Source organism: Brevundimonas sp., from assembly GCF_046293315.1.
GTDB lineage: Bacteria > Pseudomonadota > Alphaproteobacteria > Caulobacterales > Caulobacteraceae > Brevundimonas.
On sequence record NZ_JBKBPF010000009.1, the window covers coordinates 1 to 17,221 of the forward strand.

At 69.3% G+C, this 17,221-nt stretch carries 17 protein-coding genes and 1 other RNA gene; 10 read left to right on the top strand and 8 right to left on the bottom strand.

The annotated features are described in order from the left end of the window. Positions 1–101 precede the first annotated feature (101 nt). From ACK4SE_RS09505 to ACK4SE_RS09540, 8 genes are all read left to right on the top strand, one after another. Positions 102–752: a DUF2163 domain-containing protein gene (locus ACK4SE_RS09505; protein ID WP_409691700.1), complete on the top strand. Its 651-nt coding sequence runs from the start codon at positions 102–104 to the stop codon at positions 750–752. Next, a complete protein-coding gene (locus ACK4SE_RS09510; RefSeq protein ID WP_409691702.1) occupies positions 749–1,312 on the top strand; it encodes a peptidase P60 in 564 nt (187 codons plus the stop codon). The genes ACK4SE_RS09505 and ACK4SE_RS09510 overlap by 4 nt, the downstream gene beginning before the upstream one ends. Further along, entirely contained in the window at positions 1,312–5,052 is a 3,741-nt protein-coding gene (locus tag ACK4SE_RS09515; RefSeq protein ID WP_409691705.1) for a glycoside hydrolase/phage tail family protein, read from the top strand. Before ACK4SE_RS09510 ends, ACK4SE_RS09515 begins: the two co-directional genes overlap by 1 nt. Positions 5,053–5,263: 211 nt before the next feature. Then, positions 5,264–6,211: a DnaJ C-terminal domain-containing protein gene (locus ACK4SE_RS09520; protein ID WP_409691707.1), complete on the top strand. Its 948-nt coding sequence runs from the start codon at positions 5,264–5,266 to the stop codon at positions 6,209–6,211. Continuing rightward, positions 6,211–7,365: a phosphoserine transaminase gene (locus ACK4SE_RS09525; RefSeq protein WP_409691710.1), complete on the top strand. Its 1,155-nt coding sequence runs from the start codon at positions 6,211–6,213 to the stop codon at positions 7,363–7,365. The genes ACK4SE_RS09520 and ACK4SE_RS09525 overlap by 1 nt, the downstream gene beginning before the upstream one ends. 107 nt (positions 7,366–7,472) lie before the next feature. Next, positions 7,473–8,765: an adenylosuccinate synthase gene (locus tag ACK4SE_RS09530; RefSeq protein ID WP_409691713.1), complete on the top strand. Its 1,293-nt coding sequence runs from the start codon at positions 7,473–7,475 to the stop codon at positions 8,763–8,765. A gap of 89 nt (positions 8,766–8,854) precedes the next feature. Then, a complete protein-coding gene (locus ACK4SE_RS09535) occupies positions 8,855–9,658 on the top strand; it encodes a response regulator (RefSeq protein WP_409691716.1) in 804 nt (267 codons plus the stop codon). A 17-nt stretch (positions 9,659–9,675) separates the two neighbouring features. After that, entirely contained in the window at positions 9,676–10,161 is a 486-nt protein-coding gene (locus ACK4SE_RS09540) for a GNAT family N-acetyltransferase (RefSeq protein ID WP_409691718.1), read from the top strand. Positions 10,162–10,165: 4 nt separating this feature from the next. On the opposite strand, the gene rpoH is transcribed toward ACK4SE_RS09540, so the two are convergent. The 3 genes from rpoH to ACK4SE_RS09555 form a co-directional block, all read right to left on the bottom strand. Further along, entirely contained in the window at positions 10,166–11,050 is an 885-nt protein-coding gene (rpoH, locus tag ACK4SE_RS09545; RefSeq protein WP_196838998.1) for an RNA polymerase sigma factor RpoH, read from the bottom strand. 223 nt (positions 11,051–11,273) lie between these two features. After that, on the bottom strand, positions 11,274–11,579 hold the full coding sequence (locus ACK4SE_RS09550; RefSeq protein WP_409691721.1) for a GNAT family N-acetyltransferase: 306 nt from the start codon (positions 11,577–11,579) through the stop codon (positions 11,274–11,276). 27 nt (positions 11,580–11,606) lie between these two features. Then, the gene (locus tag ACK4SE_RS09555; RefSeq protein ID WP_409691722.1) at positions 11,607–12,608 is read right to left on the bottom strand and encodes an RluA family pseudouridine synthase; all 1,002 of its coding nucleotides are present in this window, start codon (positions 12,606–12,608) and stop codon (positions 11,607–11,609) included. Between the two features lie 119 nt (positions 12,609–12,727). On the opposite strand from ACK4SE_RS09555, the gene ACK4SE_RS09560 reads away from it, so the two are divergent. Continuing rightward, on the top strand, positions 12,728–13,369 hold the full coding sequence (locus ACK4SE_RS09560) for a DUF2799 domain-containing protein (protein ID WP_409691725.1): 642 nt from the start codon (positions 12,728–12,730) through the stop codon (positions 13,367–13,369). A 7-nt stretch (positions 13,370–13,376) separates the two neighbouring features. On the opposite strand, the gene ACK4SE_RS09565 is transcribed toward ACK4SE_RS09560, so the two are convergent. Together ACK4SE_RS09565 and ACK4SE_RS09570 are read right to left on the bottom strand one after the other, a co-directional pair. Next, positions 13,377–14,399: a class I fructose-bisphosphate aldolase gene (locus ACK4SE_RS09565; protein ID WP_409691727.1), complete on the bottom strand. Its 1,023-nt coding sequence runs from the start codon at positions 14,397–14,399 to the stop codon at positions 13,377–13,379. An 80-nt stretch (positions 14,400–14,479) separates the two neighbouring features. Continuing rightward, positions 14,480–15,253 carry a YebC/PmpR family DNA-binding transcriptional regulator gene (locus ACK4SE_RS09570; protein ID WP_409691728.1) on the bottom strand — a complete coding sequence of 258 codons (774 nt, stop codon included), beginning with the start codon at positions 15,251–15,253 and terminating at the stop codon, positions 14,480–14,482. 120 nt (positions 15,254–15,373) lie between these two features. Here ACK4SE_RS09570 and ACK4SE_RS09575 point away from each other — a divergent pair, with 120 nt between their 5' ends. After that, entirely contained in the window at positions 15,374–15,553 is a 180-nt protein-coding gene (locus ACK4SE_RS09575; protein WP_196838392.1) for a hypothetical protein, read from the top strand. A 19-nt stretch (positions 15,554–15,572) separates the two neighbouring features. Here ACK4SE_RS09575 and ACK4SE_RS09580 read toward each other — a convergent pair whose 3' ends face one another. The 3 genes from ACK4SE_RS09580 to ssrS all read right to left on the bottom strand — a co-directional run bounded on the left by ACK4SE_RS09580 (position 15,573) and on the right by ssrS (position 17,208). Then, the gene (locus ACK4SE_RS09580) at positions 15,573–16,394 is read right to left on the bottom strand and encodes a YmdB family metallophosphoesterase (protein WP_409691731.1); all 822 of its coding nucleotides are present in this window, start codon (positions 16,392–16,394) and stop codon (positions 15,573–15,575) included. Then, a complete protein-coding gene (locus ACK4SE_RS09585) occupies positions 16,391–17,011 on the bottom strand; it encodes a 5-formyltetrahydrofolate cyclo-ligase (RefSeq protein WP_409691734.1) in 621 nt (206 codons plus the stop codon). The genes ACK4SE_RS09580 and ACK4SE_RS09585 overlap by 4 nt, the downstream gene beginning before the upstream one ends. Before the next feature lie 35 nt (positions 17,012–17,046). Continuing rightward, a non-coding RNA gene (gene ssrS / locus ACK4SE_RS09590) (6S RNA) lies at positions 17,047–17,208 on the bottom strand. Positions 17,209–17,221: the final 13 nt, after the last annotated feature.

Genomic DNA, 17,221 nt, shown 5'->3' on the forward strand with positions numbered 1-17,221 from the left:
CCCCCACCTCACGCACGGGGGACGGGCGCGCCCCCTCCACCACGCCCTGACGGGCGCGGTCCCCCTCCCCCGCGCGCGGGGGAGGAGAGGCGGGAGATCTGATGAGACACATTCCAAATGAACTGGCCGACCGCATCGAGGGCGGGGCGGCGACGATGTGCCATGCCTGGGTGCTGGCGCGGGCGGACGGGGCCCGGCTGGGGTTCACTGACCATGACCGGGATCTGATCGTGGACGGGTTGGTGTGCCGGGCGGCCGGCGGATGGACCGCGGGGGCGGCTGAGGGCGCGGCGGGGCTGGCGGCCGGATCGGCGGCGGCGTCCGGCGCGCTGGACGACGGGGCGATCACCGAGGGCGACATCACGGCGGGGCTCTATGACGGGGCGCGGCTGGAGGTGTGGCGCGTGGACTGGGCGCGGCCGGAGCTGAAGGTGCGGCTGTGGGTCGGGCGGATCAGCCGGATGGTGCGGGACGGCGAGGCGTTCACCGCCGAGCTGGACGGACCCATGGCGGCGCTGGAGCGGATGGTGGGGCGGACCTATGGGCGCAGCTGCGACGCGGTGCTGGGGGACGCGCGATGCGGGGTCGAGGCGGACCATCCGGGCGCGGTCTGCGACAAGCGGTGGGCGACGTGCGTGGGCGTGTTCGGCAACGGGGCGCGGTTCCGGGGCTTTCCGGACATTCCGGGCGACGACTTCCTGACGGCGTATCCGGCCGAGGGCGGGCGCCATGACGGCGGGAGCCGGCGGTGAGAACGCGGGCGCTGATGGAGGCGCGCGGATGGATCGGGACGCCGTATCGGCACCGGGCCAGCGTGCGGGGCGAGGGGTGTGACTGCCTGGGGCTGGTGCGCGGGGTGTGGCGGGGGTTGCACGGAAACGAGCCGGAGGCGCTGCCGCCCTATTCGCCGGACTGGGCTGAGCGGGGCGGGGACGAGACCCTGCTGAAGGCGGCGCGGCGGTGGATGGTGCAAATCCCGGTGCGCGAGGCGCGGGCGGGGGATGTGCTGCTGTTCCGCATGAGCGCGGGGGTTCCGGTGAAGCATTGCGGGATCGTGGGGAGCGGATCGGTGAGGCCGACAGACCCCCTCCACCCTGCTGCGCAGGGTCCCCCTCCCCCGAGGGGGGAGGAGATGACGTTGATCCACGCCTACTGGGGGCGGGCGGTGATCGAGAGCTGGATGGGCGACTGGTGGACGCGGCGCGTGGCTGCGGCGTTCGTGTGGCCGGAAACGGGTGAGGGGAATGTGGGGCGGACAGGCCCCCTCCACCATGCTTCGCATGGTCCCCCTCCCCCGGTGGGGGAGGATTAATGGCGCAGGTGATTCTGGGGGGGATCGGCGGGGCGATCGGGGGCGGGCTGGGGCGCGCCATCGGGGCGTTCGCGGGGGCGTCGCTGGACCGGCTGGCGGTTTCGTCGCTGGCCGCGCCGCGCCAGCGCGGGCCGCGGCTGGAGACGCTGAAGGTGCAGTCCTCAGCGGACGGGGCGCCCATGGCCTGCGTCTTCGGAAGGGCGCGGGTGACGGGCCAGGTGATCTGGGCCGCGCGGTTTCTGGAGAAGCGCAATGAGCGCAGCGGCGGCAAGGGCGGGCCGCGTACGGTGGACTATGAGTATTCCCTGAGCTTCGCGGTGGCCCTGTGTGAAGGGCCCATCGACGGGGTGGGGCGGGTCTGGGCCGACGGCCGGCCGCTGGACCTGTCGGGCGTGGTCATGCGCGTGCACCGGGGGACCGAAGACCAGAATGCGGACCCGTTGATCCAGGCGGTGGAGGGAACCCCCTCCACCCCTTCGGGGTCCCCCTCCCCCACAGGGGGAGGAGATGCGCCGGCGTACCGGGGGACGGCCTATGTGGTGTTCGAGGACCTGCCGCTGGGACCGTTCGGCAACCGGGCGCCGCAACTGAGCTTCGAGGTGTTCCGGCGGCCGAGGGGCGGCGCGGCGGGGCTGGAGGATCGGCTGGAGGGCGTGTGCCTGATCCCCGGGGCGGGGGAGTTCTGTCTGGCGACCACGCCGGTGATGCGGCGCGAGGGGCTGACGCGGACCACGGCGGAGAACCTGAACAATCTGCAGGGCCGGGCGGACCTGATGGTGTCGCTGGACCAGCTGGAGGCGCAGCTGCCGAACGTGCGGCGGGTCAATCTGGTGGCAGGCTGGTTCGGCGACGACCTGCGCATGGGCGCGTGCCGCATCCGGCCGGGCGTGGAGCGGGCGGTGAAGCCGACCGAGCCGCTGGCCTGGTCCGTGGCGGGGGTGACGCGGGATGAGGCGTTTGTGGTGTCGGAGGCGGACGGCGGCCCGGCCTATGGCGGCACGCCCTCGGACCAGACGGTGATCGACGCCGTGCGCGAGCTGAAGGCGCGGGGCATGGCGGTGACGCTGTATCCGTTTGTGTTCATGGACATCCCGCCGGGCGGGGCGCAGCCGGCCTATCCCTGGCGCGGGCGGATTACGGGCGAGGGCGGGACGGCGGCGGGCGGCGAGGTGGCGGCCTTTTTCGGCGGGGCGGAGGACTGGGGACTGAGGCGCATGGCGCGGCACTATGCGGCGCTGGCGGTGGAGGCGGGCGCCGACGGGCTGATCATCGGCTCGGAGCTGCGCGGGGTCACGACGCTGCGGGATGCGGCGGGCGGCTATCCGGCGGTGGCGGAACTGCGGGCGCTGGCGGCGGAGTGCCGGGCGATCACGGGGCCGGGGGTGGAGATCTCCTATGCGGCGGACTGGTCGGAGTATTTCGGCCACCATCCCGGCGGCGGGGAGGCGGTGTTTCATCTGGATCCGCTGTGGGCGGACCCGGCCATCGATTATGTGGGCATCGACTGGTACCCGCCCATCGGCGACTGGCGCGAGGGCGATGAGCATCTGGACGCGCAGGCCGGATATGCGGGGCCGGCGGACCCGGCCTATCTGGCGGCGAACGTGGCGGGCGGGGAGAATTTCGACTGGTTCTACGGGTCCGAGGCGGACCGGGCGGCGCAGGCGCGCACGCCGATCACCGACGGCGCCTGGGGCGAGCCGTGGGTGTGGCGGTCCAAGGATCTGAAAAACTGGTGGTCCAACGCCCACCATGACCGGCCGGGCGGGGTGCGCAGCGCGGCGCCGACGGCCTGGGTTCCGGGCATGAAGCCGATCCGGCTGACCGAGTTCGGCTGCGCGGCGGTGGACAAGGGCGGCAACGCCCCGAATCTGTTTTCAGACCCCAAGAGCAGCGAGAGTTTCCTGCCGCCGTTTTCGACGGGTGCGCGGGACGACCTGATGCAGCGGCGGGCCATGGAGGCGTGGCTGAGCCACTTCGCGGCGGATGCGAACAATCCGGTTTCCGTGGTCTATGGCGGACGGATGGTCGAAGGGCTGGACGCCTGGTGCTGGGACGCGCGGCCTTATCCGGACTTTCCGGCGCGGGCGGGGGTGTGGGCCGATGCGGGTAACTGGCGCGCGGGGCACTGGCTGAACGGGCGGCTGGCGGGGGAGGGGCGCGATCTGATCGCGGCGATCCTGAAGCGCGGCGGGCTGGACGAGGCGGATTTCGCCATCACCGGCGTGGACGGGGCGGTGGCGGGCTATCTCATCGATCGACCGATGCGGACGAGGGACGCGCTGGAGCCGCTGCTGTTCGCCCTGGGCGCGGAGGGCGGCGAGCGGGACGGGCGCGTGGCGGTGGTCGGGCGGCGCGAGGGTGTCGTGACTTTGACGGCCGAGGACCTGGCAATGCCGGAGGACGGGACGCCGGTGTCGGCGGCGCGGGTGCTGGAGGCGGCGCCCGACACGGTGCGGGTGCGTTTCATCGACGAGGCGGCGGATTATCAGGCCGGGTCGGTTGTGATGCGTGGGCCGGAAACGGGCGGCGGCGGGCTGGACATGGATCTGCCGGCGGCCTGTTCGGCGGGACTGGCGCGGTCGGTGGCGGAACGGGCGCTGGCGGCGTCGGCGGAGACCCTGACCGTGCATCTGGGGCCGCTGGAGGCGCTGCGGCTGGAGCCGGGCGATGCGGTGGCGGTTGAGGGCCGCGCGGGCGTTGGGCGCGTGGCGCGGATGGAGCTGGACGAGGAACCGCGCGCGGTGCTGACGCCGTGGGTGGAGACCGGGGTGATCGACGAGACGTTGGACTGGCGGCTCGAAGCTCCGTGCGGCGGAACGGGCGCGCCGTTTATGGCCCTGCTGGACCTGCCGCCGCTGCCGGGCGCGGAGGATGACGGGCGGCCGCTGGCGGCGGTGGCGGGCGAGCCCTGGCGGGCCATGCAGGTGCATGGGGGCGGGGATGCGGAGGGGCTGACGGTGCGGGCGAGCGTGACGGCGCCCGCGACGGTGGGACGACTGACAGAGCCCCTGCCGCCCGGGATGATCGGGCGCTGGGATGAGGTCCATGCGCTGGTGGTGGCGGTCGAGGGGCGGGCGCCGGAGACGCGGGGCGCCAGTGCGGTGCTGAACGCAGCCAGTGCGGTTGCGGTGCGCGGCGAAGACGGCTGGGAGATCGTGCAGTTCCGGGAGGCCGAGATGTTGGGTGGCGGGGTCTGGCGGTTGAGCGGCCTGTTGCGCGGGCAGCAGGGCACGGAAGCCGAGATGGGCGCCGGGGTCGGGGCGGTGGCCGTGTTTCTGGATGAAACGCTGGCGCGGGTGGGAGTTCAGCCGGGCGAACGGGGCCTGCCGATGCTGTGGCGCGCCGGACCGGCGGGGGCGTCGCCGGGCGGTGACGGGTTCAGCGAGGCGGCCTTCATCTGGCGCGGGGTGAATGACCGGCCCTGGGCGCCCGCGCACCTGAGCGTGACGGCGGAGGACGGCGGGCTGAGGCTGAACTGGATCGGGCGGACGCGGCGGGACGGGGACCGCTGGGACGGCGAGACGCAAGCAAGCGATCCGCTGCGGTTCCGGGTGCGGGTGCTGGACGGGGCGGCCGTGGTGCGGATGTTCGAGGTGGAGGCCGGGACGGCGGTCTATGGCGCGGCCGATCTGGCGGCGGATTTCCCGGGCGGCTTGGGCGAGACTGCGCGCGTGGCGGTGAGCCAGTGGAGCCCGGTTTATGGATGGGGCGTGGAGGCGGTTGCGGTGCTGCGTTGATGTGTCCTCTCCCGCTTGCGGGGGAGGGCGACCATCCGAAGGATGATGGAAGGGGGCGACTCTGGACGCTGGGGCTCGAGGTTGCCCCCTCCACCGCTTCGCGGTCCCCCTCCCCCATGCACGCATGGGGGAGGAGATTGCGGCTTACCCTTTGCGATGAGGGCGGCATGGCTTAACTGACGGCTTTGGCTTTCATGGAGCAGGGCCGGACGTGGCGGGTGATCCTTACAAGGAACTGGGCGTGGCGCGGAGCGCCAGTCAGGACGACATCCGCAAGGCGTTCCGGAAGCTGGCCAAGGAATTCCATCCGGACAAGAATCCCGGCGACACGCCGGCCGAGGATCGGTTCAAGCGCATCACCGCCGCCTTCGACATTGTGGGCGACGAGGAGAAGCGCCGAAAATTCGACCGGGGCGAGATCGACGCGGACGGACGCGAGCAGTTTCGCGGCTTCGGTGGCGGTGGCGGTGGCGGCGGCGGCGGGGCGCGGCCCGGCGGCGGCTTCGGCCAGGGCGGATTCGGGCAGGGCCCCGGCGCGAGCGGGGCCAAGGCCGGGTTCGAGGGCATCGATCTGGACGAACTGTTCGGCATGTTCGGCGGCGGCGCAGGCGCGCGGCCGGGCGGCGGGCGCGGCCCGGCGCGCGGGCAGGACCTGAAGGCTACCCTGGATATCAGCCTGGAGGACGCCATCATCGGGGCGACCCGCCGCATCCAGTTCTCGGACGGGCGCACCCTGGACGTGAGCATTCCCAAGGGGGCGGGCGACGGCCAGACCATCCGCCTGCGCGGACAGGGCATGCCGGGGCGCGGCGGCGAGGCCGGCGACGCCCTGATCGAGCTGAAGGTGCAGTCGCACCCCCTCTATCGCCGCGAGGGCGCGGACCTGCACATGGATCTGCCGGTGTCGGTGCCCGACGCGGTGCTGGGCGGCAAGGTGACGGTGAAGACGCCGGATGGGGCGGTCAGCATGACCATTCCAAAGGCGTCCAACTCCGGCCAGGTGCTGCGGCTCAAAGGCAAGGGCGCGTTCGCGGGCGGCAAGCGCGGGGATCTGCTGGCGAAGCTGGTGGTGACCCTGCCGGAGTACCAGGACCACAATCTGGTGAAGTTCGCCGAGAAATGGCGGGCGGACCGGCCCTATTCGCCGGGGAAGACGTGATGACGCCGGGGGTGAAGCCTTCCGTGAAGCCGGGGCGGCCGTGGTTCTCCGCCGGGCCGACGGCCAAGCGGCCGGGCTGGTCGCTGGCGGGCCTGCCCACCGATCTGCTGGGCCGCGGCATCCGGGCGCCGGAGACGGTGGAGCGGTTCGCTTATGCGCTAAGGCTGACCCGCGAGGTGCTGCAGGTCCCCCAGGACTATGTGGCCTGCTATCTGCCGGCTTCGGATACCGGGGCGGTTGAGGCGGCGCTCTGGGCCATGCTGGGGCAGCGGCCGGTGCAGGTGGTGGCCTATGAGAATTTCGGCCTGACCTGGGCCGCGGACGTGCGCGACCACCTGAAGCTGGACCCGGAGCTCATCGAGGCGCCGTGGGGCGAACTGCCGGACCTGTCGCGGGTCGATCCGGCGAAGGACGTGGTGTTTCCGTGGAACGGGACCACCTCGGGCGTGCGGGTTCCCAATGCCGACTTCATCAGCGAGGACCGGGAGGGCCTGAGCATCTGCGACGCCACCTCGGCGGCGTTCGCCATGCCGCTGGACTGGCCGAAACTGGATGTGACGACCTTCTCGTTCCAGAAGGCGCTGGGCGGCGAGGCCGGGATCGGGGTGGCGGTGCTGTCGCCCCGGGCAGTGGCGCGGCTGGATGCCTACCGGGCGCCGTGGCCCATTCCCAAGGTGCTGAGGCTGCAGGACGCCAAGGGCTTCGACCGGGCGCTGGCGACCGGGACCATGATCAACACCTTCTCGGTGATGACCATCGAGGACTGGATCGACGCGCTGGAGTGGGCGCAGGGCATCGGCGGGCTGGACACGCTGATCGCGCGCACGGATGAGAACTTTGCAGCGCTGTCGGAATGGGTCGAGAGAACCGACTGGGTCGACTTCCTGGCCGTGCGGCCGGAGACCCGGTCGACCACCTCGGTGTGCCTGAAATTCACGGACGCGCGGGTGACGGACCTGCCGGCGGAGGATCAGCGCGCCTTCGTGAAGCGGTTCAAGGATCTGCTGGAAGGCGAAGGGGCGGTGTTCGACATGGAGCCGCACCGCAATGCGCCGCCGGGGTTGAGGCTGTGGTGCGGCTGCACGGTGGAGACGGCGGACGTGGAGGCGGCGACGCCGTGGCTGGACTGGGCGTTTGAGGAAGCGCTGCGCTGATCCTGCGGCGACCGCGCTGCTCTCCCCACGAAATGGGGCGGAGAGGGGGACACGGAGCGATTCCCTCGGTATAGCCTGCTCCCGCAATTCCAGCGGAGTGTAATGTCTTGGCGAACGTCGCGGTGGTCGGCGCCCAGTGGGGCGACGAGGGCAAGGGCAAGATCGTCGACTGGCTGTCGAACCGGGCCGATGTGGTGGTGCGGTTTCAGGGCGGCCACAACGCCGGCCATACGCTGGTGGTGGGCGACAAGGTCTACAAGCTGAGCCTGCTGCCCTCGGGCGTGGTGCAGCAGAAGCCGTCGGTGATCGGCAACGGCGTGGTGGTGGACCCTTGGGCCCTGCTGGACGAGATCGCCCGCATCGAGGCGCAGGGGGTGTCGATCACCCCGGAGATCTTGAGCCTGGCGGACAACGCCTGCCTGATCCTGCCGCTGCACAAGGACCTGGACCAGGCGCGCGAGGCGCAGGCGGGCAAGACCAAGATCGGCACCACCGGGCGGGGCATCGGCCCGGCCTATGAGGACAAGGCGGGACGGCGCGCGATCCGCGTGGGCGACCTGTCGGACCCCGAGGCGCTGGACGCCAAGATCGAGCGGCTGCTGGCCCACCACAACGCCCTGAGGAAGGGCCTGGACCTGCCGGAAGTGGACGTGGCGGGGCTGAAGGCCGCGTTGCTTGAGGTGGCGCCCAGGGTACTCATCTATGCGGGCCAGCCGGTGTGGCGGACGCTGGACCGGTTTTACCGCGAGGGCAAACGTATCCTGTTCGAGGGCGCCCAGGGCACCCTGCTGGACGTGGACCACGGCACCTACCCCTATGTGACCTCGTCGAACACGGTGGCGGGGCAGGCGGCGGCGGGCTCTGGGCTCGGACCGCGCTCGGTGGGCTATGTGCTGGGTATCGTGAAGGCCTACACCACCCGCGTGGGTGAAGGGCCGTTCCCGACTGAGCTGTTCGACGACGTGGGCAAGCGCATCGCCGAGCGCGGGCGCGAGTTCGGCACGGTGACGGGGCGGCCGCGGCGCTGCGGCTGGTTCGACGCGGTGCTGGTGCGCCAGTCCATCGCCGTGAACGGCATCCACGGCATCGCCCTGACCAAGCTGGATGTGCTGGACGGCTTTGACGAGCTGAAGATCTGCACCGGCTACCGGATCGGCGATCGCGAACTGGACTACCTGCCCGCCGGCATGAAGGATCAGGCGGGGGTGCAGCCGGTTTATGAGAGCCTCGAAGGCTGGAGCGAGAGCACCCAGGGCGCGCGGTCGTGGAAGGACCTGCCCGCCGCGGCGATCAAATATGTGCGGCGGATCGAGGAGCTGATCGAGGCGCCGGTGGCCCTGCTGTCCACCAGCCCCGAGCGGGACGACACCATTCTGATGCGCGATCCGTTCGAGGGGTAGGTTCGAGGAGCCAGGTCCAGCACCTCGCTTCAGCGTCAAGGCGATCTTTACCCAAAGTGGGTAATGAGGGGTGTTCGCCGGAGTCACCCGTGTTCACCACCGACGCAAAAAGCCTGGCCAGGATGGCCCCCACCCTGAAGCGCGTGCTGATCGTCGATCCCAATGCGACGGCCGCCAAGCTGCTGGCCGAGAGCCTGAAAGGCCTGGGCGTGGGCGAGGTGGTTCACCGGGCCGACGGCCGCGTGGCCCTGGACGCCTGCCGCGATTTCGAACCCAGCCTGATCTTCACCGAGTACAGGGGCCCGCATCTGGACGGCGAATCCTTCGCCAAGGCCGTGCGGCGTTCCAGCCTGGCTTGTCGCAGGGTTCCCATCATCATGATCACCGCCGAGGCCACCGCCGCCAGCATCCTGGGCGCGCGGGATTCCGGCGTGCACGAGTTTCTGAGAAAGCCCTACACCTCCGGCGACCTGACCAAGCGGGTCGAGGTGGTGTCCCTGAAACCGCGCAACTGGATTGAGGCGGTGGGCTATGTGGGCCCCGATCGACGGCGCTTCAACTCGGGGGAATACGCGGGTCCGAGAAAGCGCAAGGCGGACGCGCCCAAGGGCGGCGCCGATGTCGCGGCCAAGGATCAGGCCATGCGCATCCTGGCCTCGGCCCACAAGCAATTCGACAGCGATCCCATGCAAGCCTTGCGCGCCATTCGCGAACAAAGCACTGCCTTGAAAGCGTTGTCCATGAAGGCGTCCGACACCCCGCTGGTGATCGCGGTCTCGGAGCTGGAGCGGGCCCTGATGGACACCCAGCCGACGAAAGCCGCCCTGGCCGCGCCGGTCGCGGCCGTGGTGGCGCTGGCGGCTCCCGAAACCCTTGCCGAGCTGGCGGCGTAAGCTCTACCGTTCCAGTCATGACCAAGGCCGTCGACATCACCCCCGTGAAAAGTCAGGCGGATCTGGACGCCGTGGCCAGCCTGTTCCAGGCGTATGCCGCGTCGCTGTCCGTTGACCTCGCCTACCAGAATTTCGATCAGGAGCTGGCCGGCTTGCCCGGGGCCTATGAGCCGCCGGGCGGAGAGCTTTTCATCGCACGAAGCGCATCCGGGACCGCGCTGGGCTGCGTCGCCCTTCGTCTTCTGCAAGGCGACGGCGAGGGCGCAGGCGAGATGAAGCGCCTGTTCCTGACGCCGGCTGCGCGTGGCCGGGGGGTGGGACGCGCCCTGACCCAGGCCGTGATCGACAAGGCCACAGATCTGGGTTGCCGCGAGCTTCGGCTCGACACGCTGCCGGACATGACGGCGGCGATCGGCCTTTACGAAGCCATGGGCTTCAGCCGCATCGATCCGTACTACGCGCCGACGCCGCCGGGCACGGTCTTCATGGCGCTGACGCTGTAGGCCGTCAGACCGCTTCGAGGTTCCGTTCGGTGGCCGCCGCGCGCATGGCCTTCTGCAGCTTTTCGAAGGCGCGGACCTCGATCTGGCGCACACGCTCGCGGCTGACGCCGTACTGACCGGCCAGCTCCTCAAGGGTGACCGGGTCATCCTTGAGGCGGCGTTCGGTCAGGATGTGCTTTTCCCGATCCGTCAGCTCCTCCATGGCCTCCTGCAGCAGACCCATGCGCAGGGAGTGCTCCTCGGTGTCGGCCAGACGGGTTTCCTGGGACACCTGGGTATCGTCGGTCAGCCAGTCCTGCCATTCGCTTTCGCTATCCGAGCGCAGGGGCGAGTTCAGGGACGCGTCGCCCGTCAGGCGCCGGTTCATGTTGATCACGTCTTCCTCGGGCACGCCGAGGTCGGTGGCGATCTTGGTGACGTGCTCGGGACGCAGGTCGCCTTCCTCGAAGGCGGAGATCTGGCTCTTGGCCTTGCGCAGATTGAAGAACAGCTTCTTCTGGGCCGCGGTGGTGCCCATCTTCACCAGCGACCATGAGCGCAGGATGTACTCCTGGATCGAGGCGCGGATCCACCACATGGCGTAGGTGGCCAGGCGGAAGCCCTTGTCGGGATCGAATTTCTTGACCGCCTGCATGAGGCCGACATTGCCTTCGGAGATCACTTCCCCGATGGGCAGGCCATAGCCGCGATAGCCCATGGCGATCTTGGCCACGAGGCGCAGGTGGGAGGTCACGAGGCGGTGCGCCGCCTCAGGGTCTTCATGCTCGGACCAGCGCTTGGCGAGCATGAACTCCTCGTCCTTGGTCAGCATCGGGAACTTGCGGATTTCCGTCAGATAGCGGGACAGTCCCTGTTCAGGCGACATAACCGCAAGTGATTTCAGAGCCATGTGGCTTCCCTTCAACGCATCAAGAGCAGGCGTTGCTCGACCCGGCCACCGGATGTGCACCGGATCCTTCGCCCCTCAACCAGCCAGATAGGAATGGGTTTCGTCCTTTGTCAGGGGTGAATCGACGCAGGCGCGAACAATTGTGTTCTTTCCGCATCGCCATCGGGTCAGAGCGGTATAGCAGAGAGTGCGTCCTTTTTCAATACGGACCCGGGCGGGGCGCTCAGAGTCCGATGATCTGGCGGTAGGTCGGATGGACCGTTTCGGCGTGTTCGGGATGCCGCTTGAGCCAGCCGGCGAAGAAGGGGCAGACGGGCAGGATCTTGAGTTCCCGCGCCTCGATGTCGGCCAGAACGTGGCGAGCCAGGGCGCTGGCGTGGCCCTTGCCCTCCAGGGGGATGGGGGTGATGGTTTCGGTGATCATCACGCCGCCGTCCACCAGATTGTAGGTCGCGACGATGACCCCGCCGTCTACGGCCAACTCATAGCGTCTGGCTTCGGTGTTGTTTCGGAATTCGGGGTAGTCCATGCGATACGCTCCTTCTCTTGCAGCAGTTTACAGATCGGCCAGCAGAGTCTCCAGAGCCCGCATATCCTCCGGCGGATCAGTCTCGAAACGCAGGGCTTCGCCGGTGACGGGGTGAATGAAGCCGAGGACGGCGGCGTGGAGGGCCTGGCGCTTCAGGCCGGCGGCGGCGATGGCGTCGCGCACCGGCTGGGCCGGGCTGCCGGAGCCATAGGTCGGATCGCCCAGGATCGGCGCGCCCTTTGACGCCAGATGCACGCGGATCTGATGGGTGCGGCCGGTGTGAAGGGTGCAGGCGACGCGGGCGGCCATGGGGGCGCCGCCGGGCTTCTTGGGCGCGCCGAAGATCTGCTGGACGCGGTAGTCGGTGACCGCAAGCCGGCCGCCGGATTTCAGCACCGCCATCTTCTTGCGATCGGCATTGGAGCGGCCGATCTGCGTCTCGATGCGGCCTCGGGCCGGGTCGGGCGCGCCCCGCGTCAGGGCGATATAGGTGCGTTCGATGTCGTGGGTTGCGAACAGGGCCGACAGGCCTGCGTGGGCCGCGTCGGACTTGGCGGCGACCATGACGCCGGAGGTGTCCTTGTCCAGCCTGTGGACGATGCCGGGCCGGGCCACCCCGCCCACGCCGGACAGCGAGCCCGCGCAGTGATGCAGCAGGGCGTTGACCAGGGTGCCGGTCTCGTTGCCCGGGGCAGGGTGGGCGGCCATACCGTCGGGCTTGTCGAGCACGATCAGGTGCGCGTCCTCGAACAGCACCGGCAGGGGCAAGGCTTCGGGGGCCGGGTCAGCGGGGGCGAGGGCCGGGATCAGGATGTCGTACAGCCCCGGCGCAGCCTTTCCGGAGCGGGATATGGGCGCGCCGTCCAGGGTGACGCGGCCCTGCTCGATCAGAGCTTGAAGGCGGGCCCGGGACAGGTCGGGCATCTCGTCGGCGAGCGCCTTGTCCAGCCGCTGGCCCGCGTGGGCGTCTGTCAGGCGCACGGTCCGCGCGCTCGCGCCGAATTCGTCAACATCCTCGTCAGCATCCATTCAGCCTGTGTGGGGCGAACTGCATGGGAAATCCAGCGGTGGAACCGTCAAGCTCTGGCCAAACGGAGTTCTTTGAGGCATCTAGCCGCCGGGCGAATTGGTTAACGGGGGAGTTTGACATGCGTGTTTTGCTGACACTGGCGGCTGGAGCGGTCCTGCTGGGGCTGGGTAGTTGCGCCACAATGAGTGAAGATCAGTGCCTGACGGGCGACTGGGTCGGCCAGGGCCGCGTCGACGGTTCGGCGGGTTACGGCGCCGGGCGTTTGTCCGATCATGCCGAGGCCTGCGCCCGGCACGGAGTGACGCCCGACGCCAACGCCTACTACCGGGGTCATGAGCAGGGCGTGCGGCAGTATTGCGTACCCGGCCGGGCCTTCCGGGTGGCGGTGTCTGGCGGCGGCTATGCCAACGGCTTCTGCCCGGCCGATCTGGAGCAGGATTTCCTCTATGGCTATTCTGACGGTCGGCTGGTGTGGGACGCCGTCCAGCGCGCCTCTACCGTGCGCGTGCGGGCTGACGAGTTTCGCGCCCGGGCGGCCGAATACGAGCGGGACATTCGCGACGAGGAATACCGCCTCGAGAATGAGGAAGACCTGACCCAGGAACAGCGCCGGACCATCCGCGACCGCATCAACCGGTTGCGTCGGGACCGCGACACCGCCAACGATCAGGCCAACGCCCTGTCCTATGACGTGACGGACGCTGATCGCGAGGTCAGCCGCCTGCGCAGCCGGTTCACACCAGTTTACGGAAACTGGTGAGGCGGCCTCAGGCCGCCTCGGTCTCCATGGACGCGTCGTACTGGCCAAGGCTGGCCAGGCCGTTCAGGCGCGCCCGGTGGGCGAAGGCGGCCTGGGCCTTCGCGGCGTTGGCGTTGTCGCCTCCCCAGATGCGCTGCGGCGCGGCCTGAAGCGCGCGGCCGTAGGAGAAGGTCATCTTCCACGGGAAGCCGCCGATGCGGTTCATGGCGTCCAGGTGGGCGGTGGCCTGTTCGTCGGTCTGGCCGCCCGACAGATAGGCGATCCCCGGAACGGCTGAAGGCACCGTGGCCTTGAGCGCGGCGATGGTGCGCTCCGCCACTTCGTCCACGGTGGCCTGACGGACGCTGCCCTTGCCCGAGATGATCATGTTGGGCTTCAGCACGATGCCCTCCAGCGCCACGCGCTGTTCGAACAACTCGTTGAACACGGCCTGCAGCACCATGCGCGTGACCTCGTCACAGCGGTTGATGTCGTGCGGGCCGTCCATCAGCACCTCCGGCTCCACGATCGGCACGATCTGCTCCTGCTGGCAGATGCGGGCGTAGCGGGCCAGGGCGTGGGCGTTGGACTTGATGCAGGTCCAGGTGGGCACGCCGTCGGCGATCTCGATGACGCCGCGCCACTTGGCGAAGCGGGCGCCGCGTTCGCGGTAGGCGCGCAGGCGCTTTGACAGGCCGTCCAGGCCCTTGGTGACGGTCTCGCCGGGGAAGCCGGCCATCTTGGTGGCGCCCTTGTCCACCTTGATGCCGGGGATGGCGCCCGAGGCGTTGATCACCTCCACCAGCGGCGTGCCGTCGGCGGCGTCCTGGTACAGGGTTTCCTCGAACAGGATGACGCCGGAGATATGGTCCTTCATGGCGTCGGCGCGGAACATCAGCTCGCGGTAGTCGCGGCGGTTGTCCTCGGTGTTCTCCACCCCGATGGCGTCAAAGCGCTTCTTGATGGTGCCGGTCGATTCGTCCGCCGCCAGGATGCCCTTGCCGGGCTGCACCATAGCCGTCGCCACCGCGTTCAGAGCCGCGAGATCCATGCCGAAATACCCCTGAAACTGTTGTTTTGCCGCTGTCTAGCGTCCGACGTCGGCAAAGTCACGCAGGGTGACAGGATGGATCACCCCGCGTACTTCGCCGCGTCCTCGTCCGAGATGTCCTCGTTCGAATAGACGTTGGCCACGTCATCCTCGGCGTCCAGGGCGTCCAGCAGCTTCATCAGCGTGCCGACCGCCTCGCCCGTGACCGGGACTTCGGACTGGGGCTTCCAGATCAGGGCCGTGGACCTGGGGTCGCCCAGAACCCTGGACATGGCCTCGGCCACCTCGTTCAGGTCCTCGAAGGCGGTCCAGATGGTGTGCCCCGGCGCGTCCTCGTAGATGTCCGGCTTGACCAGATCGCTGTACACATCCTGGGCGCCGGCCTCGATGGCGGCCTCCATGACTGCGTCCTCCGTGCCCGCCTCGGCCGGGTAACGGATTTCGCCGACCCGGTCCCACATGAAGGCGACGGAGTTCATCTCGCCCAGGGCGCCGCCGTTCTTGGTGAAAGCGGCGCGGATGTTCGAGCCGGCCCGATTCCGGTTGTCGGTCAGGGCCTCGACGATGATGCCCACGCCGCCGGGGCCGCGGCCCTCGTAGCGGATCTCCTCCATGGTATCCACATCGGCGCCCGACGCTTTGTTGATGGCGCGCTGGATCACGTCCTTGGGCAGGCTTTCGGCCTTGGCGTTGTTGACCGCCAGGCGCAGGCGCGGGTTCAGCGCCGGGTCGGGCAGACCGGACTTGGCCGCCACGGTGATCTCCCGCGACAGGCGCGAGAACAGCTTGGAACGCACCGCGTCGGCGCGCCCCTTGCGGTGCATGATGTTCTTGAACTTGGAATGGCCGGCCATGCGGAACCCCGGAATCTGGGTCGGAAAGGGAAGGGCGCCATCTAGCGCAACCGGTTCAGCGTAACAAGGAACCGCGACGCCTGCCGGGGATTAGAATCGCACAGCCAACTGGAGGATGACATGGCCGCCGAAGACGTTCTGATCGACGAAGACGACGAAGCCGACATCGTGGAATGGTACGAGGCCCGGCCCGTCACCGTCTCGACCGCCGTGGCCACCGGCGCAGTGGTGACCGCCTTCGCCCTGGGCGTGCTGACCGGCGTCGGCGCGCTGGCGCTGATGGGCTGGCTGGACGACTGATAGAGTCGACCCCGGCTGATCAGGCCGTCGGCACGTTCTGACTCAACCGACCGCCCACGCGGATCGGTTCCACGCGCGTAGCCAGTCCTGTTCTGTCATCCGTCTCCACATAAACCCCGCACACCGTCGCCGGGCCGCTGGCCGGGGCGTAGCGACCGCCGGACAGGCGGGTGGTGAAGCGGCGCAGGGGTTCTTCCTTGTCGTTGCCGATGACCGAGTCATAGTCGCAGCAGCCGCCCGCGTCGGTCTGATAGGCGGTGCCGCCCGGCAGGATCTGGCAGTCAGCCGTGGGGACGTGGGTGTGGGTGCCGACCACCAGCGACGCGCGGCCGTCGCAGAAATGGCCCATGGCCATCTTCTCGCTGGTGGCCTCGCAGTGCATGTCCACGATCACGGCGTCGGCGACGACGCCCAGCGGCGCGGCGTTGAGCTCTCGCTCCACCGCGCTGAACGGGTCGTCCATGGGGTCCATATGGATCCGGCCCAACACGTTCATGACCAGCACCCGGCGACCATCCTGCGTGGTGAACACGTCCGCGCCCCGGCCCGGCGCATCCATCAGGCGCGGATAGTTGGCCGGGCGGATCAGACGCGGCTCGCGCACGATATAGGTCAGGGCCTCGCGCTGGTCCCAGGAGTGGTTGCCCAGGGTCAGGACGTCGGCGCCGGCGGCGAAGATCTCGCGCGCGGTGTTCTCGGTGATGCCGAAGCCGCCCGCCGCGTTCTCCGCATTCACCACCACGAAATCCAGCTTCAGGTCGCGCCGAAGGCCCGGCAGGTGATCGGACAGCCCGTCCCGGCCGGACTTGCCCACCACATCGCCGAAGAAAGCCAGTCTCATTCAGATATCCTCTTTGCGGACCTGTAGCCCGCTTCGGTCAGGACCCCATCCAGAGGCTGGTCGTGGGCGTCCATGGGAAGATTGTCCATTTGCTGGGCCGCATAGGCCAGGCCGATGGCGGCGATGCGCGGCATGCGGTCCGCGGCGCGCAGAGCCTCCAACGTGAGGTCGTAATAGCCGCCGCCCTGTCCGAGCCGTCCGCCGGCCGGATCGAACGCCAGCAGCGGGACCATGATCAGATTCGGAGTGACCTCCCCAGCCAGGTCCAGCGGCGCCGGGCATCCGGCCTGATCCAGCTCGAGCGGATCGCCGGGGCGCCAGCGGCGAAAGATCAACGGGGCGTCGCGCCGGACCACCACGGGCATCGCCAGTTCCAGGCCGTGCACCATAAGGGCGCGGGCCAGGGGGGCAGCGTCTATCTCGGATCCTTGCGCGCCGTAGAGGGCGGCTGTGATGGTCAGATCGGGGGAGCCTGTCGCGAAGTCGCCGCTCGCGAACAATGCGTCCAGCATGTCGCCCACATGCTCCACCAGCCGCTCGGCGGCGTAGGGATTGGCGTCGGCCGCCTGTTTGCGGCGGCCCCGCATGGCGGCGCGAAGATCGGATTTGACGGTCACGATCCCGGCCCTAGCTCATTTCGAGGAAAAAAGTTGGCGGCGCCGCGAGAGCCGTGAAGGACGGTTTGATCCTCTCGAGCCTGGATAACCAGGTGGGCGTCGTGTGCCCAGGCCCACGAGCCCGGACAGGGACAACTCCCTTCGAGTGAATTAAGGCCGCGAGGATATGTTGCCTTCGACGTGAGCCACAGCATGACCCGCCATCGCGCA